This window comes from Streptosporangium carneum (genome assembly GCF_027922005.1).
GTDB lineage: Bacteria > Actinomycetota > Actinomycetes > Streptosporangiales > Streptosporangiaceae > Streptosporangium > Streptosporangium carneum.
Window position 1 is genome coordinate 1 of the sequence record NZ_BSEV01000038.1, and the last position, 21,252, is coordinate 21,252.

The following is a 21,252-nucleotide window of genomic DNA, read 5'->3' on the forward strand; positions in this document are numbered from 1 at the left end:
GGCCCACGACGTCCATCGGGGTGGCCTGCTTGGTGTTGGCCTGGTTGTGGCCGAAGTTGGTGTAGGAGCCGTTCCAGTAGGCGTTGACCTCGTTCAGGCCCACGCGCGCCGGGAAGCCGCCGCCCTCACCGGTGAAGCCGTTGTAGTTGAACCACTCCTTGAGCATGTCCCATTCCTTCTGTGCCGCGTAGTACGCGTCGACACAGGCGGTCTCAAGGTTGGTGCCGGAGCCGTTGCCCCAGGAGTCGGTCGTCTTGGTGTACGGCGAGCCGTTCTGGCCGCCACACGCGATGCCGTTGCGGGTGGTGTCCCGCATCGTGTACGAGCCGGAGGTCTGGATGGTCACCTGGCCGTTGTGGTGGCCGTTTCCGGTTCCCATGCGGACCGCGTCCCACTTGCTCAGGACCGAGCCGTTCAGCGCGTCGACGTAGACGTGCAGGTTGCTCGGGGTGTTCTTGTTCTGCCCGGCGACGACGACCTCCCACGCCATGCGCGGCGTGGCGGACTCGGCGTGCACGACCAGCTTGGGCGTGCTCACGCTCTCGACCTTGGTGAGCAGGGTGCGCGCCTTGGCCGCGGCCTTGGAGGCCGACACCGTGGTCCTGGTGTCCAGCTTCAGCTCGGTCTTCTGGGCGGTGTCGACGGTCACGGCCTTCAGGCCCGCGCTGTCGGTGGAGACGATGACGTCGCCGCCGTAGACGGGAACCCCGCGGTAGGTACGACCGTAGGTGAGGAACTGCATGTTGCCGACCGAGGTGCTCTTCCTCAGGGCGAAACTGTCGTCCTCGCCCTTGGCCAGGTTGACGGCCTCGACGGCCAGAGCCTTCTCGGCGAGGGTGGCGGCGCGCTTGCGGGCCTCCGGGCTCGGCGGCGCGAAGGCGAGCGGGTCCGACGTTATGGCGCGGGCGCCGGTGTTGACCGGTGCCGCGGTGGCGCTCGTGGCGCTCACGATCGAGGTAGTGGTCATGGCTGCGACCGCCAGCATGGCTATCGCGCCCAGCTTGACCTTGGGATTCACGCGGGGTGACTCCTCTCGGTGTCCCTTGGGGGGTTAGAGGGATGCAAGGAGCCCTGACAGTTGGGCTGGACCAAAGCTGACATCGAGGGGGCATGGCGGAGTACCCCACGAAATTCCATAACTTTGCGATATGGGCCACTATGGGGGCGGAAACGCTACTCCCCCGCCCTTCTGAAGACCCGGCGGGACCCGGGCCACGGCCTGCGCCGGACACCCGGCGAACATCGGGCGAACACCGGGTGAGCACCGGGCGAACACGGCGGCGTCGACGCCCGCGGGGCGGAGAGAGGGCGACCCTCGCCCACATTTTCCCGCAAAGTTGGCAGGGAATGCCAAGTACGTCTCACGATATGAGAACCTCTCGGCCGGTGGACGCCCGCCGACCACTCCATAAATCCCGACTGGAAATAAAGGGTTTTCTATAAGGTGGGAAGCATGGAGAACAACGGCATCCCGGCCGGCACGCAGGCCGTGCAGCGGGCCATGAGCGTGCTCGCCTGCTTCAGGGACGGCGGGCCCACGCTGAGCGCCTCAGACCTCGCCCGCAGGGCGGAGCTGTCCACGTCGACGGCGCACCGGCTGGCCCGCGCCCTGGTCTCCGCGGGGTTCCTCGAGCAGGACGCGCGGACCGCGAGATACCGCCTCGGCCCCTCGATGACGGAACTGGGCCAGCTCTCCTTCCACCAGCGGGGTCTGCACCGGGTCGCGCCCGAGCTGGGCCAGCTCGCCCGCGTCACCTCCGCGACCGTGGACCTGGCGATCCGCAACGGCCGGTACGCGGTGATCCTGATCGGCGGCTCGGTCGACCCCGAGAGCGGAACCGGCCTGCGCAGGCCCCTGCACTCCACCGCCCTCGGGAAGGTTCTGCTCGCGTGGGCCCCTCCCGGCGAGGACGACCTCGCCGCCCTCGGCCCCCTGCGGGCGCAGACGGAACGCACCATCGTCGATCCGGCCGATCTGCGGGCGGAGATAGAGCGGGTTCGCAAGATCGGCTACGCCCTCAACGACGGCGAGTCCTCCCACGGCATCCGGACCCTCGCGGTCCCGGTCCTCGACCGGGCGGAGCAGGTCCGCTACGCCCTGGCCGTCCGGTCGACCCCCGAGGTCGTCACCGACGCGCGGATCGGCTGGTTCGCCATGCACGCGCGGGCCTGCGCGCGGGCGCTCGAGGTGCTCCTGCTGTCCCCCGAGGAGCGCAGGGTCGCCGACTTCGGCTGACCCGGCACGCCCTCTCAAGCGCCGCCCGAGGAGAGCACGGCGTTGACCGAGGAGAGCACGGCCAGCACGGACGCGGTGAGCACGGAGGCGTCGAGACCGGCACCCCAGCGGACGACCCCGTCGACCCGGCACTCCGCGTAGGCGGCGGCGAGGCTGTCACGGCCGTTGCCCAGCGCGTGCTCGGCGAAGTCGAGGACGTCCACCTCGATCCCGGCGGCGGCCAGGGCGCGGGTGAGGGCCGACAGCGGCCCCGCTCCCGTGCCCGTGCGCTCGGCCCGCTCCTGCCCCACCAGGAGTTCACCGGTGAAGCGGTGCAGCCCCGCCTCGGGCTCGTCCGCGTGCCAGGGGCCGAGCGTCACGGGGCCCCGCCTGTCGAGGTACTCGGCGCGGAAGAGGTCCCACAGCTCCTTGGCGTCGATCTCGCCCCCACTGTGCTCGGTCGCCCGCTGCACCGCCCTGGAGAACTCCATCTGCAGGCGTCTCGGCAGGTCGAGGCCGTGGGCCGTCTGCAGCATGTAGGCGACGCCCCCCTTGCCCGACTGGCTGTTGACCCGGATGACCGCCTCGTAGTCGCGACCGACGTCGGCGGGGTCGATCGGCAGGTACGGCACGTCCCAGGGCGCCCGCTCCACGGGGACGCCCAGTTCGGCGGCCCGGTGCGCGTGGTGCGCGAAGCCCTTCTTGATGGCGTCCTGGTGGGTGCCGGAGAAGGCGGTGTAGACGAGGTCGCCGCCGTACGGGTGGCGCTCGTGCACCCGGATGCGGTTGCAGTGCTCGACGGTGCGGCGGATCTCGTCGATGTCGGACAGGTCGAGCATCGGGTCGACGCCCTGGGAGTACAGGTTGAGCGCCAGGGTGACCAGGTCGACGTTTCCGGTGCGCTCGCCGTTGCCGAACAGGCACCCCTCGACGCGCTGGGCCCCCGCGAGCAGGGCCAGCTCCGCGCACGCGACGCCGGTGCCCCTGTCGTTGTGGGGGTGGACCGACAGGATGACCCCGTCACGGCGCTCCAGGTGACGGTCCATGTACTCGATCTGGTCGGCGTAGACGTTGGGGGTGGCGATCTCCACCGTGGCCGGGAGGTTGTGGATCACCGGGCGCGCGGGGCAGGCGTCCCACAGCGCCGACACGGCGTTGCAGACCTCCAGCACGTAGTCGGGCTCGGTGAGGTTGAAGACCTCGGGCGAGAACTCGAAGCGCACCGCCGTCCCGGGCGTCGCGTCCGCACCCTCGGCGACGTCCCGCCCCGCCTCGAGGATCAGGTCGCGCAGTTCGTCGCGTTCCCGGCCCAGGACGACCTGACGCCAGGTGGGCGCGGTCGCGGTGTACATGTGCACCACCGCGCGGGGCAGACCCGCGATGGACTCGAAGGTCCGCCGGATCAGGTCGCGGCGGGCGGCGGTGAAGACGACCACGGTGACGTCGTCGGGCACCAGGTCGTGCTCGACCAGGTCGCGGACGAAGTCGAAGTCGGTCTGGCTGGCGGACGGGTAGCCGACCTCGATCTCCTTGAACCCCATGGTGAGGAACAGGTCGAACATGCGCCGCTTGCGGGCCGGGTCCATCGGCTCGGCGAGCGCCTGGTTGCCGTCGCGCAGGTCGACCGGCACCCAGAGCGGGGCCTGCTCGACACGCCGCAGGGGCCAGGCGCGCTCGGTGAGCGGCAGCTGGACCCGCTCGTGCGCGGGGCGGTAGCGGAAGTGGGGCATCGCGCTGGGACGCTGCGGGTTCCAGGCGGGGGCGTCGGTCATCGGGGGATCCTTCTCCAGTCGTCGAGGCGACCGGCGACGTGCGGCACACCGCGACGGGGTGCCGGTCAGGTCAGGCCCCGCCGCGGCGGCCGAGAAGGAGACCACGCGGTGTCATGGCGGGTACACTAACCCCGAATTAACTCCTCAGACAACCTGAGAGGTTTTGGGAGTGACACTGAACCCGCTGACCCGCAGCCCGCTGGCCGACCAGGCCGCCGAGAGGCTGCGCGAGCAGGTGACGTCGGGCCAGTGGCCGGTCGGAGCCAGGCTTCCCGGCGAGAACGCACTGGCCAGGCAACTGGGCGTGGGCCGGTCCACCGTGCGCGAGGCCATCCGCGCGCTGGCCGGGGCCGGGATGCTGCAGACCCGGCAGGGCGCGGGGGTGTTCGTCGTCGCCACGCACCCCGTCGAGGACTGGCAGACCAGGCTGCGCCGCGCCTCCGTGCTCCACCTCTTCGAGGTCCGCGGGCTGCTGGAGGTCGAGGCCGCGGGACTGGCCGCGCTGCGCAGGGACGACGACGACCTCGCCGCCCTGGATCTCGCGCTCGCGGGGCGGCGCGACGCGGCCCTCGGCGACGACGAGGCGTTCGTCGCGGCCGACGTCGCCCTGCACGCCGCGGTGGTCGCCGCCGCGCACAACCCGGTGCTGACCGACCTGTTCGCCGCCTTCGAGCCCGCGCTGCGGCGCGGGCTCGTGGACCTGGTGAGGCTGCTCCCGCTCCGCGACGACCGTCCCGACCCCGGCGACGACGCGCACGCGGCACTGGTCGAGGCCGTACGGCGAGGCGACGCGCCGGAGGCGACCAGGATCATGCGCGAGGAGGTCGAGCTCAACCTGTCCCTGCTGAGGAAGGCGGACGCGGACGGATGACGGCGAGGAGCGCGCGGGACCGTACGGGAGGGAACACGAGGAGCGCCGCGCGGAAGACCTTCGGGGGATGTGGATCACACCGTGGTCGTATGCCCCGCGGGCCGCGCGTTCTCCTCACGGGGTATGAGCGGCCTCGCCCGATGGTACGAGCGCTTTCAATCTCCGGGCCGATGTGGAACGGACACGGGCCGGGGACCCTGGAACCGGGTGACTCGACGGGAGTCCCGTCCCCCGGCGCGCCCGAGCCCGCGGGGACCGCTCGGACATCAGAAGGTGGTCATGAATCACGCGCTCAGAGCGGCACGAAGGCCGGGTGGGGCGATCATCGCACTCGCCGTCGTCCTCCTCGTCACCTCGTGCGCCGCCCGGGACCGTCCTGACGCCTCACAGCCTCAGGGCGCGGCCTCGAGCAGCCCGAGCGCGTCGGCGTCCGGCGGACACGGGCTGCACGGCAAGGCCGCCGCGCCGCCTCCCGCCGCGCCGCTGCGCGCCTCGGAGCGGTTCGTCAGCCTGACGCTGCCGCAGCCGTACAAGCCGGTGGCCCCCTCGGGAGCGACGGACGAGTACCGCTGCTTCCTGGTGGACCCCGGCCTGACGGAACAGGCCTTCCTCACCGGGAACCAGTTCCTGCCCCAGAACACCGACCTCGTGCACCACGCGATCCTCTACCGGGTCGGCCCCGGGGAGGCGAAGGCCGCCCACGACCTCGACGCCCGGACGCCGGGCGAGGGGTGGACCTGCTTCGGCGACGCGGGCATCGAGGGCTCCTGGGTCGGCCACTGGGCGCCGGGGGCCAACGAGACGCTGCTCACCCAGAAGGTCGGCTACCCGATGCCCCGGGGCAGCCAGCTGATCATTCAGGTGCACTACAACCTGCTCGCCACGGGAGGCAGGCCGGGCGGCACCGACCAGTCAGGGGTCCGGCTGCGGCTCGCCGACGGCGGGACAGGCCTCGAAGCCCTCGAGACCGAGCGAATCGCCGGGCCCGTCGAACTGCCCTGCACGGCCGAGGAGTCCGGCCCGCTGTGCGACCGCGAGGCCGCGATCAGCGACGTCGTCCACCGGTTCGGGGAGCAGGCGCGGCAGAGCGTGCACATGCTCAACCAGCGCTGCAACCAGGACAGGCCCCCGGTAGCCGGCCCCACCCGGCACTGTGACCAGCGGGTCGAGGAAAGCGGCGTCGCCTACGCCGTCGCGGGCCACATGCACCTGCTCGGGCGCTCCATCAAAATGGAGCTCAATCCCGGCACACCGGACGCGCAGACCCTGCTCGACATCCCGTCGTACAACTTCGACGAGCAGGCCATCCGGCCGCTGGCCAAGCCCGTCGCCCTCAAGGCGGACGACACCCTCCGGGTGACCTGCACCCACGACGCGGGCCTTCGCAGGCTGCTGCCCGCGCTGCGCGACCAGCCGCCGCGTTACGTCGTCTGGGGCGAGGGCACCAGCGACGAGATGTGCCTGGGGCTTCTCGTCTGGTCGCCCGGCGCGGGCCCCGGGACGGCGAGCGGGCAGGAGTAGCCCGCCGCGCGGGCCACCCGGTCAGGGAGCCACGGCGATCTGCGTTCTGTGGTGCCTGGGGTTCTCGATCTCGTCCACCAACGCGACCGCGAGGTCGGCGTAGGAGAGCAGGACCCCCTCGTCGCCGGGCAGCACCTGGTTGCCGCCCACCCGGTACCCGCCGGTGCGCGGGGCCTCGTCGTCGAGGAGGGTCGGCGGCGGTGTGACCACCAGCCAGTCGACGGGGGTCTCCGCCGCGCGGAACACCTCCAGTCCCGCCGCGTGGCCGAGGGAGAACGCGCGGAACTCCGCGGGGAAACCGGGCGTGTCGTGAACCGGCACGCCCGGCGCCGTCTCCAGGGTGGTGCCGACGCCGACGGTCAGCAACCGGCCGACGCCGGCCCGCTCCAGGCCTTCGAGCAGGGCGTGCGCCGCGGCCACGTAGAACTCCGCCGAGGGGACGTCGGCCCGGTAGACGGAGCCGATCGCCACGTCGTGCCCCGCCGCGGCCTCCGCGACGTCGTCGGCCCGCGTGACGTCGCCCCGCACCAGGGTCACCCGGTCGCCGGCCAGGCCCGAGTGCCTGGCGGGCTCACGGACCACGGCCGTGACCCGGTGCCCCCGGCCGACGGCCTCGGCGATCACTCGGCGTCCCGCCCGTCCACCGGCACCGAAGACGACGATCTCACTCATCATGACGCTCCGTTCGACAGGACCGGCGGAAGATCGCCGGTCGCTGTCGAGACGGTATGCCGCGGGGTGTCAGTTTCCGCAACGATAGTTACGTACTATGTCCGCGATGAGCGAGCCCCTCGATCCCGCCATGTTCGACTCCTGCCCGTCCGTGTCCGCGCCGATCCGGTTCGGCGACAAGTGGACGGCGAAGATAATCACCTGCCTGGAGGCGGGCCCCCGGCGCTTCTCCGAGTTGCAGGCGCCCCTGCGCGGCATCACCCCCAAGGTCCTCACCGAGTCGCTGCGGGCGATGGAACGCGACGGGATGGTCACCCGGACCGCCTATCCCGAGACACCGCCCCGGGTCGAGTACGAGCTGACCCCGCTCGGCCGCAGCCTGCTGGGCCCCATGGCCGTCGGCTGCGAGTGGATCCGCGCGCACATGGACGAACTCGTCGAGTCCCGCGAGGCCTACGAGAAGCGCCAGGACATACCGGCGTAGCGACCGGGCCGAGGCGCCCTGGCGGCCGGACGGCGGCCCGGAGCCGCGCGCAGGCCGCCGAGCTACGGCGCCGTGCGACCTGGGATCGGCGGAGGTACGGCTGGCGCTGATCCTCCAGCTCGTCACCCTCTGACCCCGCCTGTGCCAGGCCCGCGCGGGAAACCACGCGGTCCCGCGGGCGGAGGCGTCCCCTCGGGGCCGCCGGGGCCCCGCCTGGCCGGGGAGCCCCTCCGGCCGGGAGGTCAGAGCCTCGCGGCCAGCCATCCCAGGAGCGCCATGAGCGCGGCCACGACGACCATGACCGCCAGCGAGGCGGTCCAGGTCCCGGTGACGTCCCGCAGCAGCCCCGCGGCCAGCGGACCGGCGGCGGACATGAGGTAACCGCAGCTCTGCACCACGCTCGACAGCCGGTCGGCCTGGGCCGGCCCTCCCGCCCTGGCCGTGACCATGGCCAGCGCCAGCGGAAACGCGGCGATGCCGAGTCCCAGCAGGAACGCCCACGCGTACGGCGCCGCCCCCGGCGCGACCAGCAGCCCCGTGAACCCCAACGCGCTGGCCGCCCCGCAGGCCACGGCGTACCACGCCTGGCTGCGGGACGTGCGCGCCAGGACCGGCACCGCCAGGCCCACGGGCAGGCCGACGAGCTGGACGAGCGACAGCGGCAGCCCGGCCTCCGCGGGAGCCGTCCCGGCCTCGGTGAGGACGCGCGGCAGCCAGGCCAGCACGACGTAGAAGACGATCGACTGCAGTCCGAAGTAGGCCGCGAGGGTGCCCGCCGTCCGCCACCCGATCGCCCCGCCCCTGTCCGCCGTGCTCCCGTCCGCCGGCGCTCCGGACGTCACGCCGGAGCCGGTCGCGCTCCGGCCCAGGAGCGCCAGGGGCACGGCGGCGGCGAGAGCCGGCAGCGCCCACACCGCCAGGGAGGTGCGCCAGCCGTGCGTCAGGCCGTCCAGCGGCTTGGCCAGGGCCGCGGCGAACATCGCGCCGCCGCCGATCGCGGCGGCGTAGACGCCGGTCATCACTCCGGTCCTGCCGGAGAAGCGCCGCTTCACCATGCCCGGCAGCAGCACGTTGCCGATCGCGATGGCCACTCCCACCAGGACTGTGCCGCAGATGAGGGCGACGGTCCCCGCCGCGCCGCGCAGCAGGATCCCGGCCGCGAGAAGGAGCATGCTCGCCGCGAGTGTGCGCTCCGTACCGAATCTGCGGCCGAGCGCCGGAGCCAGCAGGGCGAAGACTCCGAAACAGAGCAGCGGCAGCGTGGTCACCAGCGAGAGCGCCCCCGCACCCAGCCCCAGTTCCGCCCCGGCCTCTCCGGCGAGCGGGGAGAAACCGGCCAGCGCGGGACGCAGGTTCAGGGCAAGGGCGACGACCGCCACCACCGCGAGCGCCGCCGCCCCCGCCGCTCTCCCGTCGTGAACCGCGGATCCCCTCGCGTCCCGAACCGCGGGCGCTCCCCCGTTCCGAGCCGCGAGTCCCCTCACACCCCGGACCGCGGCCCCTCTCCCCTCCTGAAGCGCGGACTCCTTCGCGTCCCGGACCACGGGCCCCGCCCCGTTCCGGACCGCGAGTTCCTCCACGTCCTGCGCCACGGCCCCCCTCCCTCCCCGCCCCGCGCCTGGAATCGGCTCGTCCGGCGCTCCCGCCGCCTGCCCTACCACCGGTTCGTCCACCATGTCCTCCACCGGTTCGCCGGAATCGTCCGATGACAGGATGCCAGGCCTGCCCCGTTCACCGACCGGTGACCTCGGCCGCGGGGGCCGCGCGGTACAGCTCCGCGGCCTCCTCGCGCAGGACGCCGGTGATCCACGGAACCGGACCGAAGGGTGGTCAACGCCCGGTTCCGCCCGGAGGAACCGCTTCTGCTCTCCGCAGTGCCCGGGGGCGTTCTCCGGAAGGCCTCGGAAAGGCCCGGTCACTCCCGGTCACGCCCGGGAGGCGGGCGTCACGGGGCCTGCGGGCCGCGGTAGGAAAGCGTCTGGCTGTAGACGATGTTGGTGGTGGTGCTGCCGAGCCCGGCCAGCTCGTCGACGAGCCGCTCCAGGTGCGGCATGGAGGTCGCCGCGACCTTCAGCGTGTAGCAGTCGTCACCCGTGGTGCGCAGGCACTCCAGGATCTCCGGGCGCTCCTCCAGGAGCCGGTGGAGCGGCTCGTGCCGGCTTCCCGGATATTTCAGGCGCACCACGGCGAGCACCGCGAGACCGACCTTCATCAGGTCCACGTCGGCCCGGTAGCCGGTGATGACCCCCTCGGCCTCCAGCCGCCTGACCCGCTCGGTCACCGCCGAGGCGCTCAGGTTCACCCGCCGCCCCAGCTCGGTGAGCGCGATCCGGCCGTCCCGTTGCAGCTCGGTCAGGATGGACCAGTCGGTCGTGTCGAGATTCACGGCCACTCGCCTATTTTACCGGCAGATTCCCGGGGCGGCCCGCCGTACGCCGTGAGAAGTCCCTTCACCCCTCCCGTGCCGGTGGATAGCCTGAACCAGTGCGGATAGGCGTGAACGTCCCCAACTTCGGTCCGGGCACCGACCCCGACGTGCTGCAGCGGTGGGCGCAGACGGTCGAGGGCCTCGGCTTCGACCTGCTCATGATCTCCGACCACGTCGCGGTGACGCCCGACGTCGCCGAGCAGTACCCGGCGCCGTTCTACGAGCCCTTCACCACCCTGGCGTGGCTGGCCGGTCTCACCCACCGGATCCGGCTGGGCACCTCGGTGCTCGTCGTCCCCTACCGGCACCCCCTGCTCGTCGCCCGGATGGCCGCCAACCTCAACCGGATCAGCGGGGGGCGGCTGGTCCTGGGGGTGGGCGTGGGCTGGGCGCGGCAGGAGTTCGACGCCCTGGGGGTGCCGTTCGAACGGCGCGGCGCGCTGACCGACGAGCACCTGCGCGCGGTGCGCGCCGCCTGGGAGGACGAACGGGACTACCGCTCCGGGCACGTCCCGATCTGGGTCGGCGGCAACAGCGACGCAGCCCTGCGCAGGGCGGTACGGCTGGGCGAGGCGTGGCACCCGCTGCGCTTCACCCTGCCGTGGCTGCGCGGGGCGCTGGCGCGCGTGAAACACCTCGCCGGCGAACAGGGACTCCCCGTGCCCGCCCTGGCACCCCGCATCGCCCTGCGGCTCACCGACACGCCGGTCACCGGCCCCGGACGTCTCGCGGGCGAGGGCACGGCCGACCAGATCCACGACGACCTGCGGGAGCTGCGCGCGCTCGGCGCCGAGACCGTCGTGCTCGACCCGTTCGACGGCGACCCGGCCGAGACCCTCCACCCGCGGCGGGCCTGGCGGGCGCTGGCGACCGTGGCCGCCCTGGAGGACCTGACCGGTGGCCACAGCCCGCAGGGGATCCCGAAGGAGCGACGATGACACACGACGACGAGAGACTCCTGCGCCGGGCCGTCGAACTGGCCGCGTCGGCCCGGGCCGACGGCAATCCGCCGTTCGGCTCGCTGCTGGCGGGCCCGGACGGCGCCGTCCTGGCCGAGGAGCGCAACACCTCGCTCACCGACCACGACATCACCGCCCACCCGGAGCTCAAACTGGCCCGGTGGGCGGCCCGCGAACTCGATCCCGCGACCGCGGCCGCCACCACCATGTACACCAGCTGCCAGCCGTGCGGCATGTGCGCCGGGGCCATCGCGCGCTCGGGCCTGGGCCGTGTCGTCTACGCCCTGTCCGGCGAACAGCTCGACACCCTCAAACCGCCCGGCAGCGGCTTCCCCGACGTCCCCTCCGAGGGCCCGGCCCTCTTCGACGAGGCACGCGTGCCCGTCGAGGGGTACTACCGCTGACACCCGGTTCCGGCGGGTCGCGGAATGCCGGTGCTCAGAGACGGCACTCCGGCAGATCCCGCAGGTGGAGCAGGGCGGCGTCCAGGCCTGGGCCCAGGGCGTTGACCGTCTCCGGGGGCAGGAAGGCGAACAGGTGCTCGTGAAGCGCCCGGCTGACCTCGGCCCTGGCCTGGACGATCACCCGTTCCCCCTCGGGGGTGAGCAGGGCGTAGGTGGTCTTGCCCCGGACGAGGTCCTCCTCGCGTTCGACGAGGCCGAGCCGTACCAGCCGGTCGATCTGGTGGGCCAGGCGGCTGCGGGAGAACCACACCCGCTGGGCCAGCTCCGTCATGCGGACCCGGCCCGAGTCGGCGATCTGGCGCAGCACCCCGTAGTCGGAGTGGTTGAGCCCGAAGCCGTCCTTGAGGCGCCGGTCCAGCAGCGCGGTGACCAGCCGCCCGCCCTCCACGAAGTTGCGCCAGCCGTGGAGTTCGTCAGGTCCGAGCCGTGAGCCGTGGTCCGCCATCCCGGAAGAGTAACCCGGTCCGGCCCCGGCTTCGGGCCGGGCCCGTGACCGGATCCGGCCGCGGACCCGGCCGGGAGGAGCGCAAGGCCCGGTCAGCCGCTCGGGGACCCGGCGACGGAGCTTGCCCGCCCCGACGGCGGAGGTGTTCAGTAAGGCTGCTTTTCCTTTCCTGACAGGTCTGTGGGTGCTGCTGTGAAGGTCTGCGGGGTTCTCGGGAGTGTGGCGGGGCCGTGCGGGACACGGCGATCCGCGGAAGGGGACCCTGTGGGAGGTCCCGGCCGGGCCGCGGCGCGGCCCTCAGCCGGAGACCTGGCGGGCGAACTCCTCGCCGTCCCAGTAGTCGACCCGGTGGGCGATGAGACCGTCGGCGACCTCGAAGCGGAACATCCCCCGGATGACGACGGGCCGCCCCCGGTAGGTGAAGGTCATCCGGTACGGCACCGCCGCCCTGGCTCCGTCGACGATCAGGTCCTCGATCTCGTAGCGCAGGCCGGCGAACTCCGCCAGGAACCCCCTCAGGCGTTCCCGGTAGGCGTCCCTGCCGCGCAGGTCCACCCCGGCCGCCGAGGTGTGCTCGTTGTGGAAGTCCGGGGTGACGCGGGCGGCGATCTCGTCGGGGTCGTGCCGGTTGAGCGCCCCGAGGTAACGCTCGACCGCCTGCCGGGTCAGCTCCCCCACAGGGTGCGGACCTCCTCGAAGACCTGCTGGTTGTGCGAGATCTCCACGACGTTGCCGTCGGGGTCCTTCAGCGCGCAGATGTATCCGACCGGCGCGGGCAGCTCCAAGGGCTCCCAGTGCAGGCAGCCCATCTCCCGCGCCTCCGCGGCGATCCGGTCCACGTCCTCGCGGTTGGGCACCTCCATGCCGAGGTGCGCGAACGGCGACAGCTGCGGCTGCTGCTTCCCCTTGTCCTTGGCGAACTCCACCAGCACCAGCACGAACGGGGTCTCCACCTGATTGTCGTTGGACAGCCAGGCGTTGCGCCCGTCCTTGTCCTCGTGACGGGAGACGACCACCAGCGGGGTCATGGTGGTGTAGAACTCGATCGCCTTGTCCAGGTCGCAGCTGGGCAGCGCGATGTGCGTCCAGCGCGCCTCGGTGAGCTTCTTCTCCAGCACGTCCGTTCTCCTTCTGGTCCTTGTCCACTGGCCCGTCGAACTCGTCCGGGTCGAGTGGCGTGGCCACGTCCCGGCGGATGGCCCGCATCATGTGCTGGGCCCTTCCCTCCCAGAGGCTGGGCGGACCCACCCGGTAGAAGGGAGAGCGCGGGTTCTCCATGGGCTGCGTCACCATGTCGGTGTCTTCCTTGTTGGTCTGCGCGAGACCGTCCAGCTCCCGGTTCTGCAGGTCGAGGTCGTCACTGAGCCCGTAGATCCGGGAGAACAACCGCGAGCGGTCCGGCGCGATCGGATCCACTCTGACCATGATGAACTGGGAGGCGTATGGCAGCGGAGTGAGATTCGGGTAGACGAACTCCGCGTAGCTGCGGAAGCCCTTGACCGAGCCGTCCTCCTGCTCGATCACGACGACGGGCTGGACGCCGATCTGGCCGGTGGTGTAGTCGCCCCGGCTTCTCCAGGTCCTCGACGTCGCCGAGCCAGACCCACGATCGGCCGAAGACACGGATCATCTCCAGGTCGAACAGATCCCTGTCCCAGACCTCCCACGGTTGCAACATGTCGCTGGGCAGCGGAGGGTCCACCAGTCCGCGGGATTCGGCCTCCCACTCGCCCTGCCTCCGCCTGACCCGTTCGTGCAAGGCCTGCTCCGCGGTTCGATCTACGAGCACGAGCTGCCTCCTGTCCTGCTCAAGGGGGGTGACGCCGATGTCCGGACGCTATGTCCCGCCCGCCGGGCGGCTCCATGTGCCCGCCGCACAAAGAACCGGGGTTCGCGCTACCCCCGGGCGACTTCGGTGCCCGCCGGACGGGCATGGCAGGGTCGGTGAGGTGAACCATCGCACGCTCGGCCGTACCGGCATCCAGGTCAGCCCACTCTGTCTCGGCACGATGATGCTCGGGGCCTGGGGGAACACCGACCCCGGCGAGTGCGGGCGCATCGTCGCCACCGCGCTCGACGCGGGCATCAACATGATCGACACCGCCGACGTCTACGCGTTCGGCGAGAGCGAGGAGATCGTCGGCCGGGCCATCAGGAGCCGCAGGGACGAGGTCGTGCTCGCCACGAAGTTCGGCGGCCCGATGGACGACTCACCCGGCCGCCGGGGCAACTCCCGGCGCTGGATCATGCGGGCCGTCGAGGACAGCCTGCGCCGCCTGGGCACCGACCACATCGACCTTTACCAGGTCCACCGGCCCGACCCGCTCACCGACGTCGACGAGACCCTCAGCGCCCTGACCGACCTCGTACGGCAGGGCAAGGTGCGGGCGATCGGCACCTCCTCCTTCCCCGCCGAGGAGGTCGTCGAGGCCCAGTGGATCGCCGAGCGCCGTCACCGGGAGCGGTTCGCCACCGAGCAGCTGTCCTACTCGATCCTGGCCCGGCACGCCGAGGCCGCGGTCCTGCCGGTGGCCGAGCGGTACGACCTGGGCGTGCTGGTCTGGAGCCCGCTGAACGGCGGCTGGCTGACCGGCAAGTACCGCCGCGACGCCGTGCCGCCGGCCGACTCCCGCGCGACCCGCAACGCCGACCACTTCGACTTCCGCGCCGAGGACGTCCGGGCCCGCAAGCTCGACCTGGTCGAGAAGCTGGAGGCGCTGGCCGCCGAGGCGGGCCTGTCGTTGATCCACCTGGCGCTGGGCTTCGTGCTCTCCCACCGCGCCGTCACCGCCGCCGTGATCGGCCCGCGCACGCTGGAGCAACTGAAGGGCCAGCTGGGGGCGGAGGCCGTACGGCTGCCGCCGGACGTCCTGGACGCGATCGACGCCCTGGTCCCGCCGGGCGTGAACGTCAGCCCCGACGACGTCGGCCACGTCCCCGCACCCCTGACCGACCCCGCCCTCCGCCGCCGCTGAGCCGACGGTGAGCCGCACCGGGTGGGCCACTTCCGGCCCACCCGTGGAGCAGGTGCTTCGGTGGCACGACCACCTGCCGTGACCGTGCGCCCTCGTATCCCTCTCAGTTCCCGGGGCGCTGCTTCATCCCGGCCTCCAGCAGGCTGACCATTTCGGCGATGCGCTGCGCTCGCACCTCGGGGCGGCGTTTGGTGGCGTCGATCCAGCGCAGGTAGGCCCGCCGATAGAACTGGGCCAGGGAGTCGAAGAACGCACCCGCCGCCGGAGTGGCCTCCAGCGCCGCCGCGACATCCTCGGCGAGCTCCGCTCGCTGCGGGCCCTCCGGTGCCAGCACCACGCTCACCCGCGCGCCTGGCTTCAGCCCGCACCGCAGCCAGGCGGGGCCGAGCAGAAAACCGCGTTGTCCTTCGTGTTCGGCGATCACCGCACGGATGCCCGTCCCGTTGAGCGTTCCCGTCACATGGTGCACGGGCTTGGGCGCCCAGACCGCATCCGGATCGAACGGTACCGGGACGAACAGGCGTCCCCGCCCACCTGACCGACTTTCGATGGTGTAGCGCTGCTCCTGCATGCTCCGATACTGCCACGGCGGACCTTTCCGGCCGAGCCGACAGCACCGCCACCGGCCACGACCTCGACGCCCTCCTGGCCCACGCCGCCCTGTGGTGACCCCCGTCCGTCGTTGCCGAGAAGCCGGTCAGGAGGTCAAGAGCTCGCCGACCGATCCACCGGCCTCCGGCGGGGCCGCGGTGACCGCGCACGACAGCCACACTCTCCACGGCACCGCGGCCCTGACCGGTTCCTCCCCGGGCGGCCTTTTGACGGGGCCGGTCGTTCCAGTGCCACGTCAGCCCTGCTCAGAGCGCGCAGTGCATGATGTGCAGCCCGACATAGCCCTTTGCCGGATGCCGGAAGCCCTCCGGCAATGTGCCCAGCACTTCGAAGCCGAGTGACCGGTACAGCTTCACCGCGTTGACATTCGTCTCCACGACCGCGTTGAACTGCATCGCACGGTAGCCTGCCGCACGCGCCCACTCCATCGTGTGCTCACACAGCGCGCGTCCCACGCCCCGCCCGCCGTGCGCCGGATCGACCATGTAGCTGGCGCTCGCGATATGCGATGCGTTGCCCATGTGGTTACGGTTCATCTTCGCCGTGCCGAGGACCACGCCCGAGTCGTCTACCGCGACGACCGTACGGTCGGGAGCCGGTAGGAGCCACCAGTCACGCCCCTGCTCCTCACTGAGATCCGTCGGATAGGTGAAGGTCTCCCCCGCGGCGACGATCGCATGGAAGAAAGGCCAGATGGCGGGCCAGTCATCCGTACTGGCTTCCCTGATCAGCATGCGGACAGCATCCCTTGTACGGGGGCGGCCCTCCAACGGGTTTTCGCCCCGAGGCACCGCCGGACGTGTGGCACCCGCCCCGCCTGCGACGACTGATGTGGGCGGGCAGCCCTCGGCCGACCGAGACCGCGACGACCGGCCTCAGCCCTCCGGGTCAGGTTCGAGGCCGTCGCCCCGCACCAGCGCGTCGCCGACCGGGGTCCTGCGATAGATCACGCTTCGCCCCGAGCGCGTCCGGCCGACCAGGCCCGTGTCGCGCAGGACCGCGAGGTGATCACCGACGTTGCCCAGGCTCATGTCGAGTCTGGCGACGAGCTGGGTCGTCGTTCCCGGCGTGGAGAGGGCGTGCAGGACGGCGGCCCTGGAACGGCCCAGGAGACGTTCGAGCGCCCCGGGCGAACGACCGGCCTCCGCCTCCCACACACCGGCGACGCCGGGAGAGGGATAGACCAGCGTGTACGGCCAGGGGGCCTCGAGCTGGAGGGCGAAGGGGGCGAAGACGCTCGGTACCAGCAGGAGCCCCTGCCCGCCGAGACGGTAACGGCTGTTCTCGCCCTGGTCGAGGATCTCGAGATAGCCGCAGGTGTCGTCGGCACACCACCTGACGTCCGGCATGACCTCCTCGACCGCCTGGGCCCAGCCCGCCATGGCCAACCGGTTTCCCCGTCGCAGGATCTCCTGTTCGAGGACCGCGTTGACGCGGTCCCAGTGTGGAGCCACGAGCACTTCCCACGCGAGCGCCAGCGCCTCGGCCAGGCGGTGTGTCACGTCAGGCGCCTCCAGGATCGCGAGGACCTCGGGCGACGGGCGGCCAAGGCCGTCCAGGTTCCTGCCGATCTCCAGGCGGGCCCGGTCCAGGGGCGTGGAGCGGACCACCTCCAGCTCGTCCTCTATCGAAATCCCGGTTCGCCTGGGTGGTGGGACGATGAAATCGATGTTGTAGCCGAATCGCATGAGCGACGTAATCGCGAAGAGCGCCGGCTTTTCTGCGAGCAGGGCCAGGTATTCGCGTTCGTGCCGGCGTTTCCAGGCGCCGTGCGGCCCGGCGGGGCGGCGGCCCGAAACTATCCACAGCGAGTGCACCGTCTCCAGAAGAGGAGATATACCGAATCTGCTCTGCGCCAGATCCCTTGGAGTCGTGTCAACTCGAATGACGTTTCGGGCCACGCCGAAAGGCTAGCGCCGCCGGATCGGGCCATCAACACTTGGCCCACCACTCCTCGACGACCTGGATTCGGCATGAAAACCTCACTCGATCGTCCCCGGTTGGAACGCCGCCCGCTGCCCCGGACCGTTCGGGTTCTGGCACCCGTCATAGGCCTGTCCAATTTCGGCGACGGTCTCGCCATCACCGCTTTGATGCTCGAGTTTCACGACCGGCACGGGGGCGGAGCGGCGATGGCCGCGCTGTTCATGGCCCTTTCGGTCCCCGGCGTGCTCCTCGCCGGTCTCGCGGGACGGGTGGCGGACAGGGTGGCGGTGCGCAGGGTTGTCGTCCTGGCGGGCGTCGTGCTGGTGCTCGTCTGCGCGACGATGGCGTACGTCACGTCGATCGTCCTCATTCTGAGCCTGCTGTCGGTGCTGGCCGGGATCATGGCGCTCGTCATGCCCACGATGGCGAAGGCCGTGACTGACGCCTCCCCCGGCGATCTCCTGAGCCGCGGCCAGGCACGGATGTCCATGATGGGAAGCCTGGGCTTCCTGCTCGGGCCTGCGGCGGGCGGCGTTCTGATGGAGACCGTGGGACTGCGGCCGATCCTGCTCATGGACGCGGCGAGCTTCGCCGCACTGCCGCTGGCGGCCCTGCTCCTGCCGAGAGGAGGTGAGGACCCGGCGGGCACGTCGTCCGCCGGTCCGGGCGGCGCCCCCTCCGCGTCCGGGCTTCTGCCAGGGCTGCGCGCGATCGCCGCCCATCCTGCCCTGCTGCGGACGGTCGGCCTCGGGATCGTTCTCACCGTCGGCCTTCAGGCCGTGAACGTCGTGGAGATTTTCTTCGTCCGCGACGATCTCGGCGGAGGCGCCGGGATTTTCGGTCTTCTCACCATGGTCTGGTCAGCCGGTCAGATAGTCGGCGCCTGGTTGGCCGGCGACTTCCTGATGGAAAGAAATCCGGTGCCGACGGCCTTTTTCACGACATTCACAGTGGCCGTTGTCACGTTATCGACCGTCGTGATCAGCGATATCCCGCCGTTCTTCGTCCTCCTGCTGCTCGGCGGACTCGCCTTGGGCGGTTTCAACGTGGCCCGTCAGACCCTGCTGGCGAGGTCGGTGGACCCGGCAGGCCGGGGCAGTGCCTTCGCCGCGCATACGGCATTGCTCAACACCGCGACCACGGTCGCGCTTCTGGTCGGCGGCGTCGTCTCCGTGTTCGTCGCGCCCCGGACGGTTTACGGAATCGTGGGAATGGTCACGCTCGTTTCGGTTCTGGTCGCAGGGACCCGACACCGGACTTTCCGGGACCGGCCTGCGCCGGAGGGCGGCGGTCACGGCCGGGCGGACGCCCGCTCAGGTGAGGGCGAGGACGACGCCGACGACGGCGCCCACCGCGACGACGTCGACCAGCGCCTGCAGGCCCCTCGCCAGGGCACCTGACCGTACGGCCGCCGCCCGCCCCGCCAGCCGCGGCTGGACCGCCATGAGCAGCGCGGCCAGGAGCACGAGCACCGGCACGACCGCGTCGAAGGCGGCGCTCTGTGCCGTCAGCACCGAAGTGCCCTGCCCTCGCTGGGCCGCTCCCGCCCGCCAGCCGGCGCGCGACCGGGGATCCCCCGGCGGGGAGCCGGGTTCTCCCCCGGGACCCGCGGAGGCGTCGCGCCGGGCGCGGGCCGTCAGCCGGCGAAACCCGCCCTGCGGCGCGTCACGCCGCCCACAGGCTCGGATGCGGACCTCCGACGGTCCCCGTGGGGTCGACGACGATGCCGACGACGCCGAGATCCTTGACCATCCCCCGCAGCGCGCGCTCGTCGAGCCACATCCACGCGTGGCCGTCGCCGAGGGCTTCGACGAGCCTGTCCCGCGAGGTGAACGCGACCGCCGTCCGCTCACCCGCTCGTGTCCGGAACAGGCGCAGCGCCAGGGTCCCGCCCCCAGGGCGGACGGGTACCAGCAACGGGGAGTCGTTCCTGTGCGAGATCTCCATGGATTCCTCCTGCTTCACATAGCGAGGCGCGGTGGCCGCGCAGAAGGGACGCTATGGCGGCCGGCGAGCGGAAAAAGTGATCCAGATGGGATTCTGACGTACATAGGGCCCTCTCTGACAGCCCCTTGACGCTCGGTCACCGGACGGGAACGCGACGCCTCGCCTCGGAGCGGGCCGGGAGAACCGGCGGCCCCGCGGGCCGGACGGCCGATCGCCACTGGTCAGGGATTCGCGGTCACCCCCGAGACGCGACGGGCGGCGACCGTTCCCCAGAGGGCGGGGCTTCTCCGTCCGCCGAGATCTGACGCCCAAAAAGCAGGTTCGCGCGGGCCCGACACGACGAGAGCGCCAACCTCTTCCCTTCCCGACAATTAGCATATTTCCTACTTTTTTAGTGTGATACTATGCCGCCGCATGCCGATCCGGGAGGGCCGATGCGCCAGGACGAGCACGGGCTGACGCTGAGCTCGGCGAGCGACGCCGCCGTGCGCCGTTACGACCGGGCCGTGCACGAGCTGCTGCGCTTCCGCGCCGAGGTGGACGGGGAGGCGAGGGCCGCGCTGGCCGAGGATCCCGACTTCCCGATGGGCAACGTCCTGGCCGCCTACCTCGGCCTGCTGACCACCGAGCCCGCCGACGCGCGCGAGGCGCGGGAGAGGTTCGCGGCCTTCCGCTCCAGAGTCTCCGGGCGGGCGCTGCCCCCCAGGGAGCGGGCGCACCTGCGGGCCGTACGGGCGCTCCTGGACGGCGACTTCCTGACGTGCGGGACACTGCTGGGACAGATCACCGAGGAACACCCCAGGGACGCGCTCGCGCTGGCCGTCGGACACCAGATCGACTTCTTCACCGGCGACGCCAGAGCGCTGCGGGACCGCGTCGGGGGCGCACTGTCGGCCTGGCACGAGGACGACAGGCACTACGGGCTCCTGCTCGGGATGTACGCCTTCGGGCTCGAGGAGGCGGGCCACTACGACCGGTCGGAGGAGGTCGGCCTGCGCGCGGTCGAGCTCGACCCCGAGGACGTGTGGGGCATCCACGCCGTCGCGCACACCTACGAGATGCAGGGCCGCTTCGGCGACGGCGTGCGTTACCTCGACGACAGGCTGGACGACTGGTCCGCGGGCACCTTCCTCAACGTCCACACCTGGTGGCACTACTGCCTGTTCGCCCTGGAGGCGGGCGCGACCGGCAAGGTGCTCGGCGTCTACGACGCCGTACTGGCGGGCGGGGAGACGGCGATGGAGATACTCGACGCCGCCGCCCTGCTGTGGCGTCTGCTCCTGGAGGACTCCGACCAGACCGAGCGGTGGAAGGCTCTCGCCGACGCCTGGGCGCCCAAGATGGAGGAGCCGTTCTACGCGTTCAACGACATGCACGCCGTCATGTCCTATGTGGGCGCTGACCGGATCGCCGAGGCGGAGAGGCTGATCGCGAGCCGTGAGCGCTACGTGGCGGACGGCCGCGGCGGCGGCGTGACGAACGTCGCGATGACCGCGCGGGTCGGCCTGCCCGTCTGCCGGGCCCTCGTGGCGTTCGGGCGGCGGGACTACCACGGGGTCGTCGACCTGCTGTACCCGATCAGGCACCGGATCAACGAGTTCGGCGGCAGCCACGCCCAGCGCGACGTCGTCCAGAAGACGCTCGTCGAGGCGGCGATCAGGTCGGGGCGGCGTGAGGCCCGGGTCCTGGTGAGCGAGCGGATCAACGTCAGGCCGTGCAGCCCGTTCAACTGGCTGAAGCAGAGCGCGCTGGCCGACGACCTCGGCGCGCGCGCCGCCGCCAGGCTCCAGGCCGAACGTCTCGTACGGCAGGCGGCCCTCCCTTTTTCCTGACCCCGTCGCCCTCCCCACACGCCCGAATCCCTTTTGAGTGATTTATCCAATTATTTTTGGCCACTCAACCCCCTTAATATATAGAATTTCATACCATCACCACCAAACCCCTCCTTTATCAACAAAGGA

Annotated in this window: 21 protein-coding genes and 1 pseudogene; 9 read left to right on the forward strand and 13 right to left on the reverse strand. The window is 71.4% G+C overall.

Annotated elements, in window-relative coordinates; genetic code table 11:
• Window positions 1-1,018 (reverse strand): annotated as a pseudogene (locus PKF00_RS40505) (peptidase M28); the annotation flags it as partial.
• A gap of 435 nt (window positions 1,019-1,453) precedes the next feature.
• Between PKF00_RS40505 and PKF00_RS40510 the strand changes: the two are divergent.
• The gene (locus tag PKF00_RS40510; RefSeq protein ID WP_271223075.1) at window positions 1,454-2,236 is read left to right on the forward strand and encodes an IclR family transcriptional regulator; all 783 of its coding nucleotides are present in this window, start codon (window positions 1,454-1,456) and stop codon (window positions 2,234-2,236) included.
• 14 nt (window positions 2,237-2,250) lie between these two features.
• Here PKF00_RS40510 and leuA read toward each other — a convergent pair whose 3' ends face one another.
• Window positions 2,251-3,987, reverse strand: a complete 1,737-nt coding sequence (leuA, locus tag PKF00_RS40515) for a 2-isopropylmalate synthase (protein WP_271223076.1) — start codon at window positions 3,985-3,987, stop codon at window positions 2,251-2,253.
• 169 nt (window positions 3,988-4,156) lie between these two features.
• Here leuA and PKF00_RS40520 point away from each other — a divergent pair, with 169 nt between their 5' ends.
• Both PKF00_RS40520 and PKF00_RS40525 read left to right on the forward strand, forming a co-directional pair.
• Entirely contained in the window at window positions 4,157-4,858 is a 702-nt protein-coding gene (locus PKF00_RS40520) for a FadR/GntR family transcriptional regulator (RefSeq protein WP_271223077.1), read from the forward strand.
• A gap of 279 nt (window positions 4,859-5,137) precedes the next feature.
• Window positions 5,138-6,379: a monooxygenase gene (locus tag PKF00_RS40525; protein WP_271223078.1), complete on the forward strand. Its 1,242-nt coding sequence runs from the start codon at window positions 5,138-5,140 to the stop codon at window positions 6,377-6,379.
• 21 nt (window positions 6,380-6,400) lie between these two features.
• On the opposite strand, the gene PKF00_RS40530 is transcribed toward PKF00_RS40525, so the two are convergent.
• The gene (locus PKF00_RS40530; RefSeq protein WP_271223079.1) at window positions 6,401-7,051 is read right to left on the reverse strand and encodes an NAD(P)-dependent oxidoreductase; all 651 of its coding nucleotides are present in this window, start codon (window positions 7,049-7,051) and stop codon (window positions 6,401-6,403) included.
• A 106-nt stretch (window positions 7,052-7,157) separates the two neighbouring features.
• Between PKF00_RS40530 and PKF00_RS40535 the strand changes: the two genes are divergently transcribed.
• Window positions 7,158-7,535, forward strand: a complete 378-nt coding sequence (locus PKF00_RS40535; RefSeq protein WP_271223080.1) for a winged helix-turn-helix transcriptional regulator — start codon at window positions 7,158-7,160, stop codon at window positions 7,533-7,535.
• Window positions 7,536-7,777: 242 nt separating this feature from the next.
• Here PKF00_RS40535 and PKF00_RS40540 read toward each other — a convergent pair whose 3' ends face one another.
• Both PKF00_RS40540 and PKF00_RS40545 read right to left on the reverse strand, forming a co-directional pair.
• On the reverse strand, window positions 7,778-9,127 hold the full coding sequence (locus tag PKF00_RS40540; RefSeq protein ID WP_271223081.1) for an MFS transporter: 1,350 nt from the start codon (window positions 9,125-9,127) through the stop codon (window positions 7,778-7,780).
• Between the two features lie 353 nt (window positions 9,128-9,480).
• The gene (locus PKF00_RS40545) at window positions 9,481-9,927 is read right to left on the reverse strand and encodes an Lrp/AsnC family transcriptional regulator (protein ID WP_271223082.1); all 447 of its coding nucleotides are present in this window, start codon (window positions 9,925-9,927) and stop codon (window positions 9,481-9,483) included.
• Window positions 9,928-10,019: 92 nt separating this feature from the next.
• Here PKF00_RS40545 and PKF00_RS40550 point away from each other — a divergent pair, with 92 nt between their 5' ends.
• Both PKF00_RS40550 and PKF00_RS40555 read left to right on the forward strand, forming a co-directional pair.
• The gene (locus PKF00_RS40550) at window positions 10,020-10,901 is read left to right on the forward strand and encodes an LLM class flavin-dependent oxidoreductase (RefSeq protein ID WP_271223083.1); all 882 of its coding nucleotides are present in this window, start codon (window positions 10,020-10,022) and stop codon (window positions 10,899-10,901) included.
• Window positions 10,898-11,326, forward strand: a complete 429-nt coding sequence (locus PKF00_RS40555) for a nucleoside deaminase (protein WP_271223084.1) — start codon at window positions 10,898-10,900, stop codon at window positions 11,324-11,326. Before PKF00_RS40550 ends, PKF00_RS40555 begins: the two co-directional genes overlap by 4 nt.
• 34 nt (window positions 11,327-11,360) lie before the next feature.
• Here the strand turns inward: PKF00_RS40555 and PKF00_RS40560 are convergent, their stop codons facing one another.
• The 3 genes from PKF00_RS40560 to PKF00_RS40570 form a co-directional block, all read right to left on the reverse strand.
• Window positions 11,361-11,831, reverse strand: coding sequence for a MarR family winged helix-turn-helix transcriptional regulator (locus PKF00_RS40560; RefSeq protein ID WP_271223085.1), 471 nt, complete (start codon window positions 11,829-11,831; stop codon window positions 11,361-11,363).
• Between the two features lie 297 nt (window positions 11,832-12,128).
• The gene (locus PKF00_RS40565; RefSeq protein ID WP_271223086.1) at window positions 12,129-12,509 is read right to left on the reverse strand and encodes a nuclear transport factor 2 family protein; all 381 of its coding nucleotides are present in this window, start codon (window positions 12,507-12,509) and stop codon (window positions 12,129-12,131) included.
• Complete coding sequence (locus PKF00_RS40570; protein ID WP_271223087.1) at window positions 12,497-12,949, reverse strand: VOC family protein; 453 nt, start codon at window positions 12,947-12,949, stop codon at window positions 12,497-12,499. The genes PKF00_RS40565 and PKF00_RS40570 overlap by 13 nt, the downstream gene beginning before the upstream one ends.
• A gap of 831 nt (window positions 12,950-13,780) precedes the next feature.
• On the opposite strand from PKF00_RS40570, the gene PKF00_RS40575 reads away from it, so the two are divergent.
• Window positions 13,781-14,806, forward strand: coding sequence for an aldo/keto reductase (locus PKF00_RS40575; protein WP_271223088.1), 1,026 nt, complete (start codon window positions 13,781-13,783; stop codon window positions 14,804-14,806).
• Between the two features lie 103 nt (window positions 14,807-14,909).
• Here the strand turns inward: PKF00_RS40575 and PKF00_RS40580 are convergent, their stop codons facing one another.
• From PKF00_RS40580 to PKF00_RS40590, 3 genes are all read right to left on the reverse strand, one after another.
• Window positions 14,910-15,377, reverse strand: coding sequence for a YdeI/OmpD-associated family protein (locus tag PKF00_RS40580; protein WP_271223089.1), 468 nt, complete (start codon window positions 15,375-15,377; stop codon window positions 14,910-14,912).
• A 286-nt stretch (window positions 15,378-15,663) separates the two neighbouring features.
• Window positions 15,664-16,152, reverse strand: coding sequence for a GNAT family N-acetyltransferase (locus tag PKF00_RS40585; RefSeq protein WP_271223090.1), 489 nt, complete (start codon window positions 16,150-16,152; stop codon window positions 15,664-15,666).
• Between the two features lie 141 nt (window positions 16,153-16,293).
• On the reverse strand, window positions 16,294-17,106 hold the full coding sequence (locus tag PKF00_RS40590) for an ArsR/SmtB family transcription factor (RefSeq protein ID WP_271223091.1): 813 nt from the start codon (window positions 17,104-17,106) through the stop codon (window positions 16,294-16,296).
• A 123-nt stretch (window positions 17,107-17,229) separates the two neighbouring features.
• Here PKF00_RS40590 and PKF00_RS40595 point away from each other — a divergent pair, with 123 nt between their 5' ends.
• Window positions 17,230-18,744 carry an MFS transporter gene (locus PKF00_RS40595; RefSeq protein ID WP_271223092.1) on the forward strand — a complete coding sequence of 505 codons (1,515 nt, stop codon included), beginning with the start codon at window positions 17,230-17,232 and terminating at the stop codon, window positions 18,742-18,744.
• Here PKF00_RS40595 and PKF00_RS40600 read toward each other — a convergent pair.
• On the reverse strand, window positions 18,658-18,858 hold the full coding sequence (locus tag PKF00_RS40600) for a hypothetical protein (RefSeq protein WP_271223093.1): 201 nt from the start codon (window positions 18,856-18,858) through the stop codon (window positions 18,658-18,660). The two genes, PKF00_RS40595 and PKF00_RS40600, sit on opposite strands and share 87 nt — an antisense overlap.
• A 151-nt stretch (window positions 18,859-19,009) precedes the next feature.
• Complete coding sequence (locus tag PKF00_RS40605) at window positions 19,010-19,291, reverse strand: SAV_915 family protein (protein WP_271223094.1); 282 nt, start codon at window positions 19,289-19,291, stop codon at window positions 19,010-19,012.
• A gap of 404 nt (window positions 19,292-19,695) precedes the next feature.
• Here PKF00_RS40605 and PKF00_RS40610 point away from each other — a divergent pair, with 404 nt between their 5' ends.
• Window positions 19,696-21,123, forward strand: a complete 1,428-nt coding sequence (locus tag PKF00_RS40610) for a tetratricopeptide repeat protein (RefSeq protein ID WP_271223095.1) — start codon at window positions 19,696-19,698, stop codon at window positions 21,121-21,123.
• Window positions 21,124-21,252: the final 129 nt, after the last annotated feature.

Excerpts from the sequence above, each read along its gene's own strand:
- PKF00_RS40510 (WP_271223075.1), top strand. The coding sequence starts at position 1,454 with ATGGAGAACAACGGCATCCCGGCCGGCACGCAGGCCGTGCAGCGGGCC.
- leuA (WP_271223076.1), bottom strand. The coding sequence starts at position 3,987 with ATGACCGACGCCCCCGCCTGGAACCCGCAGCGTCCCAGCGCGATGCCC.
- PKF00_RS40525 (WP_271223078.1), top strand. The coding sequence starts at position 5,138 with ATGAATCACGCGCTCAGAGCGGCACGAAGGCCGGGTGGGGCGATCATC.
- PKF00_RS40530 (WP_271223079.1), bottom strand. The coding sequence starts at position 7,051 with ATGAGTGAGATCGTCGTCTTCGGTGCCGGTGGACGGGCGGGACGCCGA.
- PKF00_RS40535 (WP_271223080.1), top strand. The coding sequence starts at position 7,158 with ATGAGCGAGCCCCTCGATCCCGCCATGTTCGACTCCTGCCCGTCCGTG.
- PKF00_RS40555 (WP_271223084.1), top strand. The coding sequence starts at position 10,898 with ATGACACACGACGACGAGAGACTCCTGCGCCGGGCCGTCGAACTGGCC.
- PKF00_RS40560 (WP_271223085.1), bottom strand. The coding sequence starts at position 11,831 with ATGGCGGACCACGGCTCACGGCTCGGACCTGACGAACTCCACGGCTGG.
- PKF00_RS40580 (WP_271223089.1), bottom strand. The coding sequence starts at position 15,377 with ATGCAGGAGCAGCGCTACACCATCGAAAGTCGGTCAGGTGGGCGGGGA.
- PKF00_RS40585 (WP_271223090.1), bottom strand. The coding sequence starts at position 16,152 with ATGCTGATCAGGGAAGCCAGTACGGATGACTGGCCCGCCATCTGGCCT.
- PKF00_RS40590 (WP_271223091.1), bottom strand. The coding sequence starts at position 17,106 with ATGCGATTCGGCTACAACATCGATTTCATCGTCCCACCACCCAGGCGA.
- PKF00_RS40605 (WP_271223094.1), bottom strand. The coding sequence starts at position 19,291 with ATGGAGATCTCGCACAGGAACGACTCCCCGTTGCTGGTACCCGTCCGC.
- PKF00_RS40610 (WP_271223095.1), top strand. The coding sequence starts at position 19,696 with ATGCCGCCGCATGCCGATCCGGGAGGGCCGATGCGCCAGGACGAGCAC.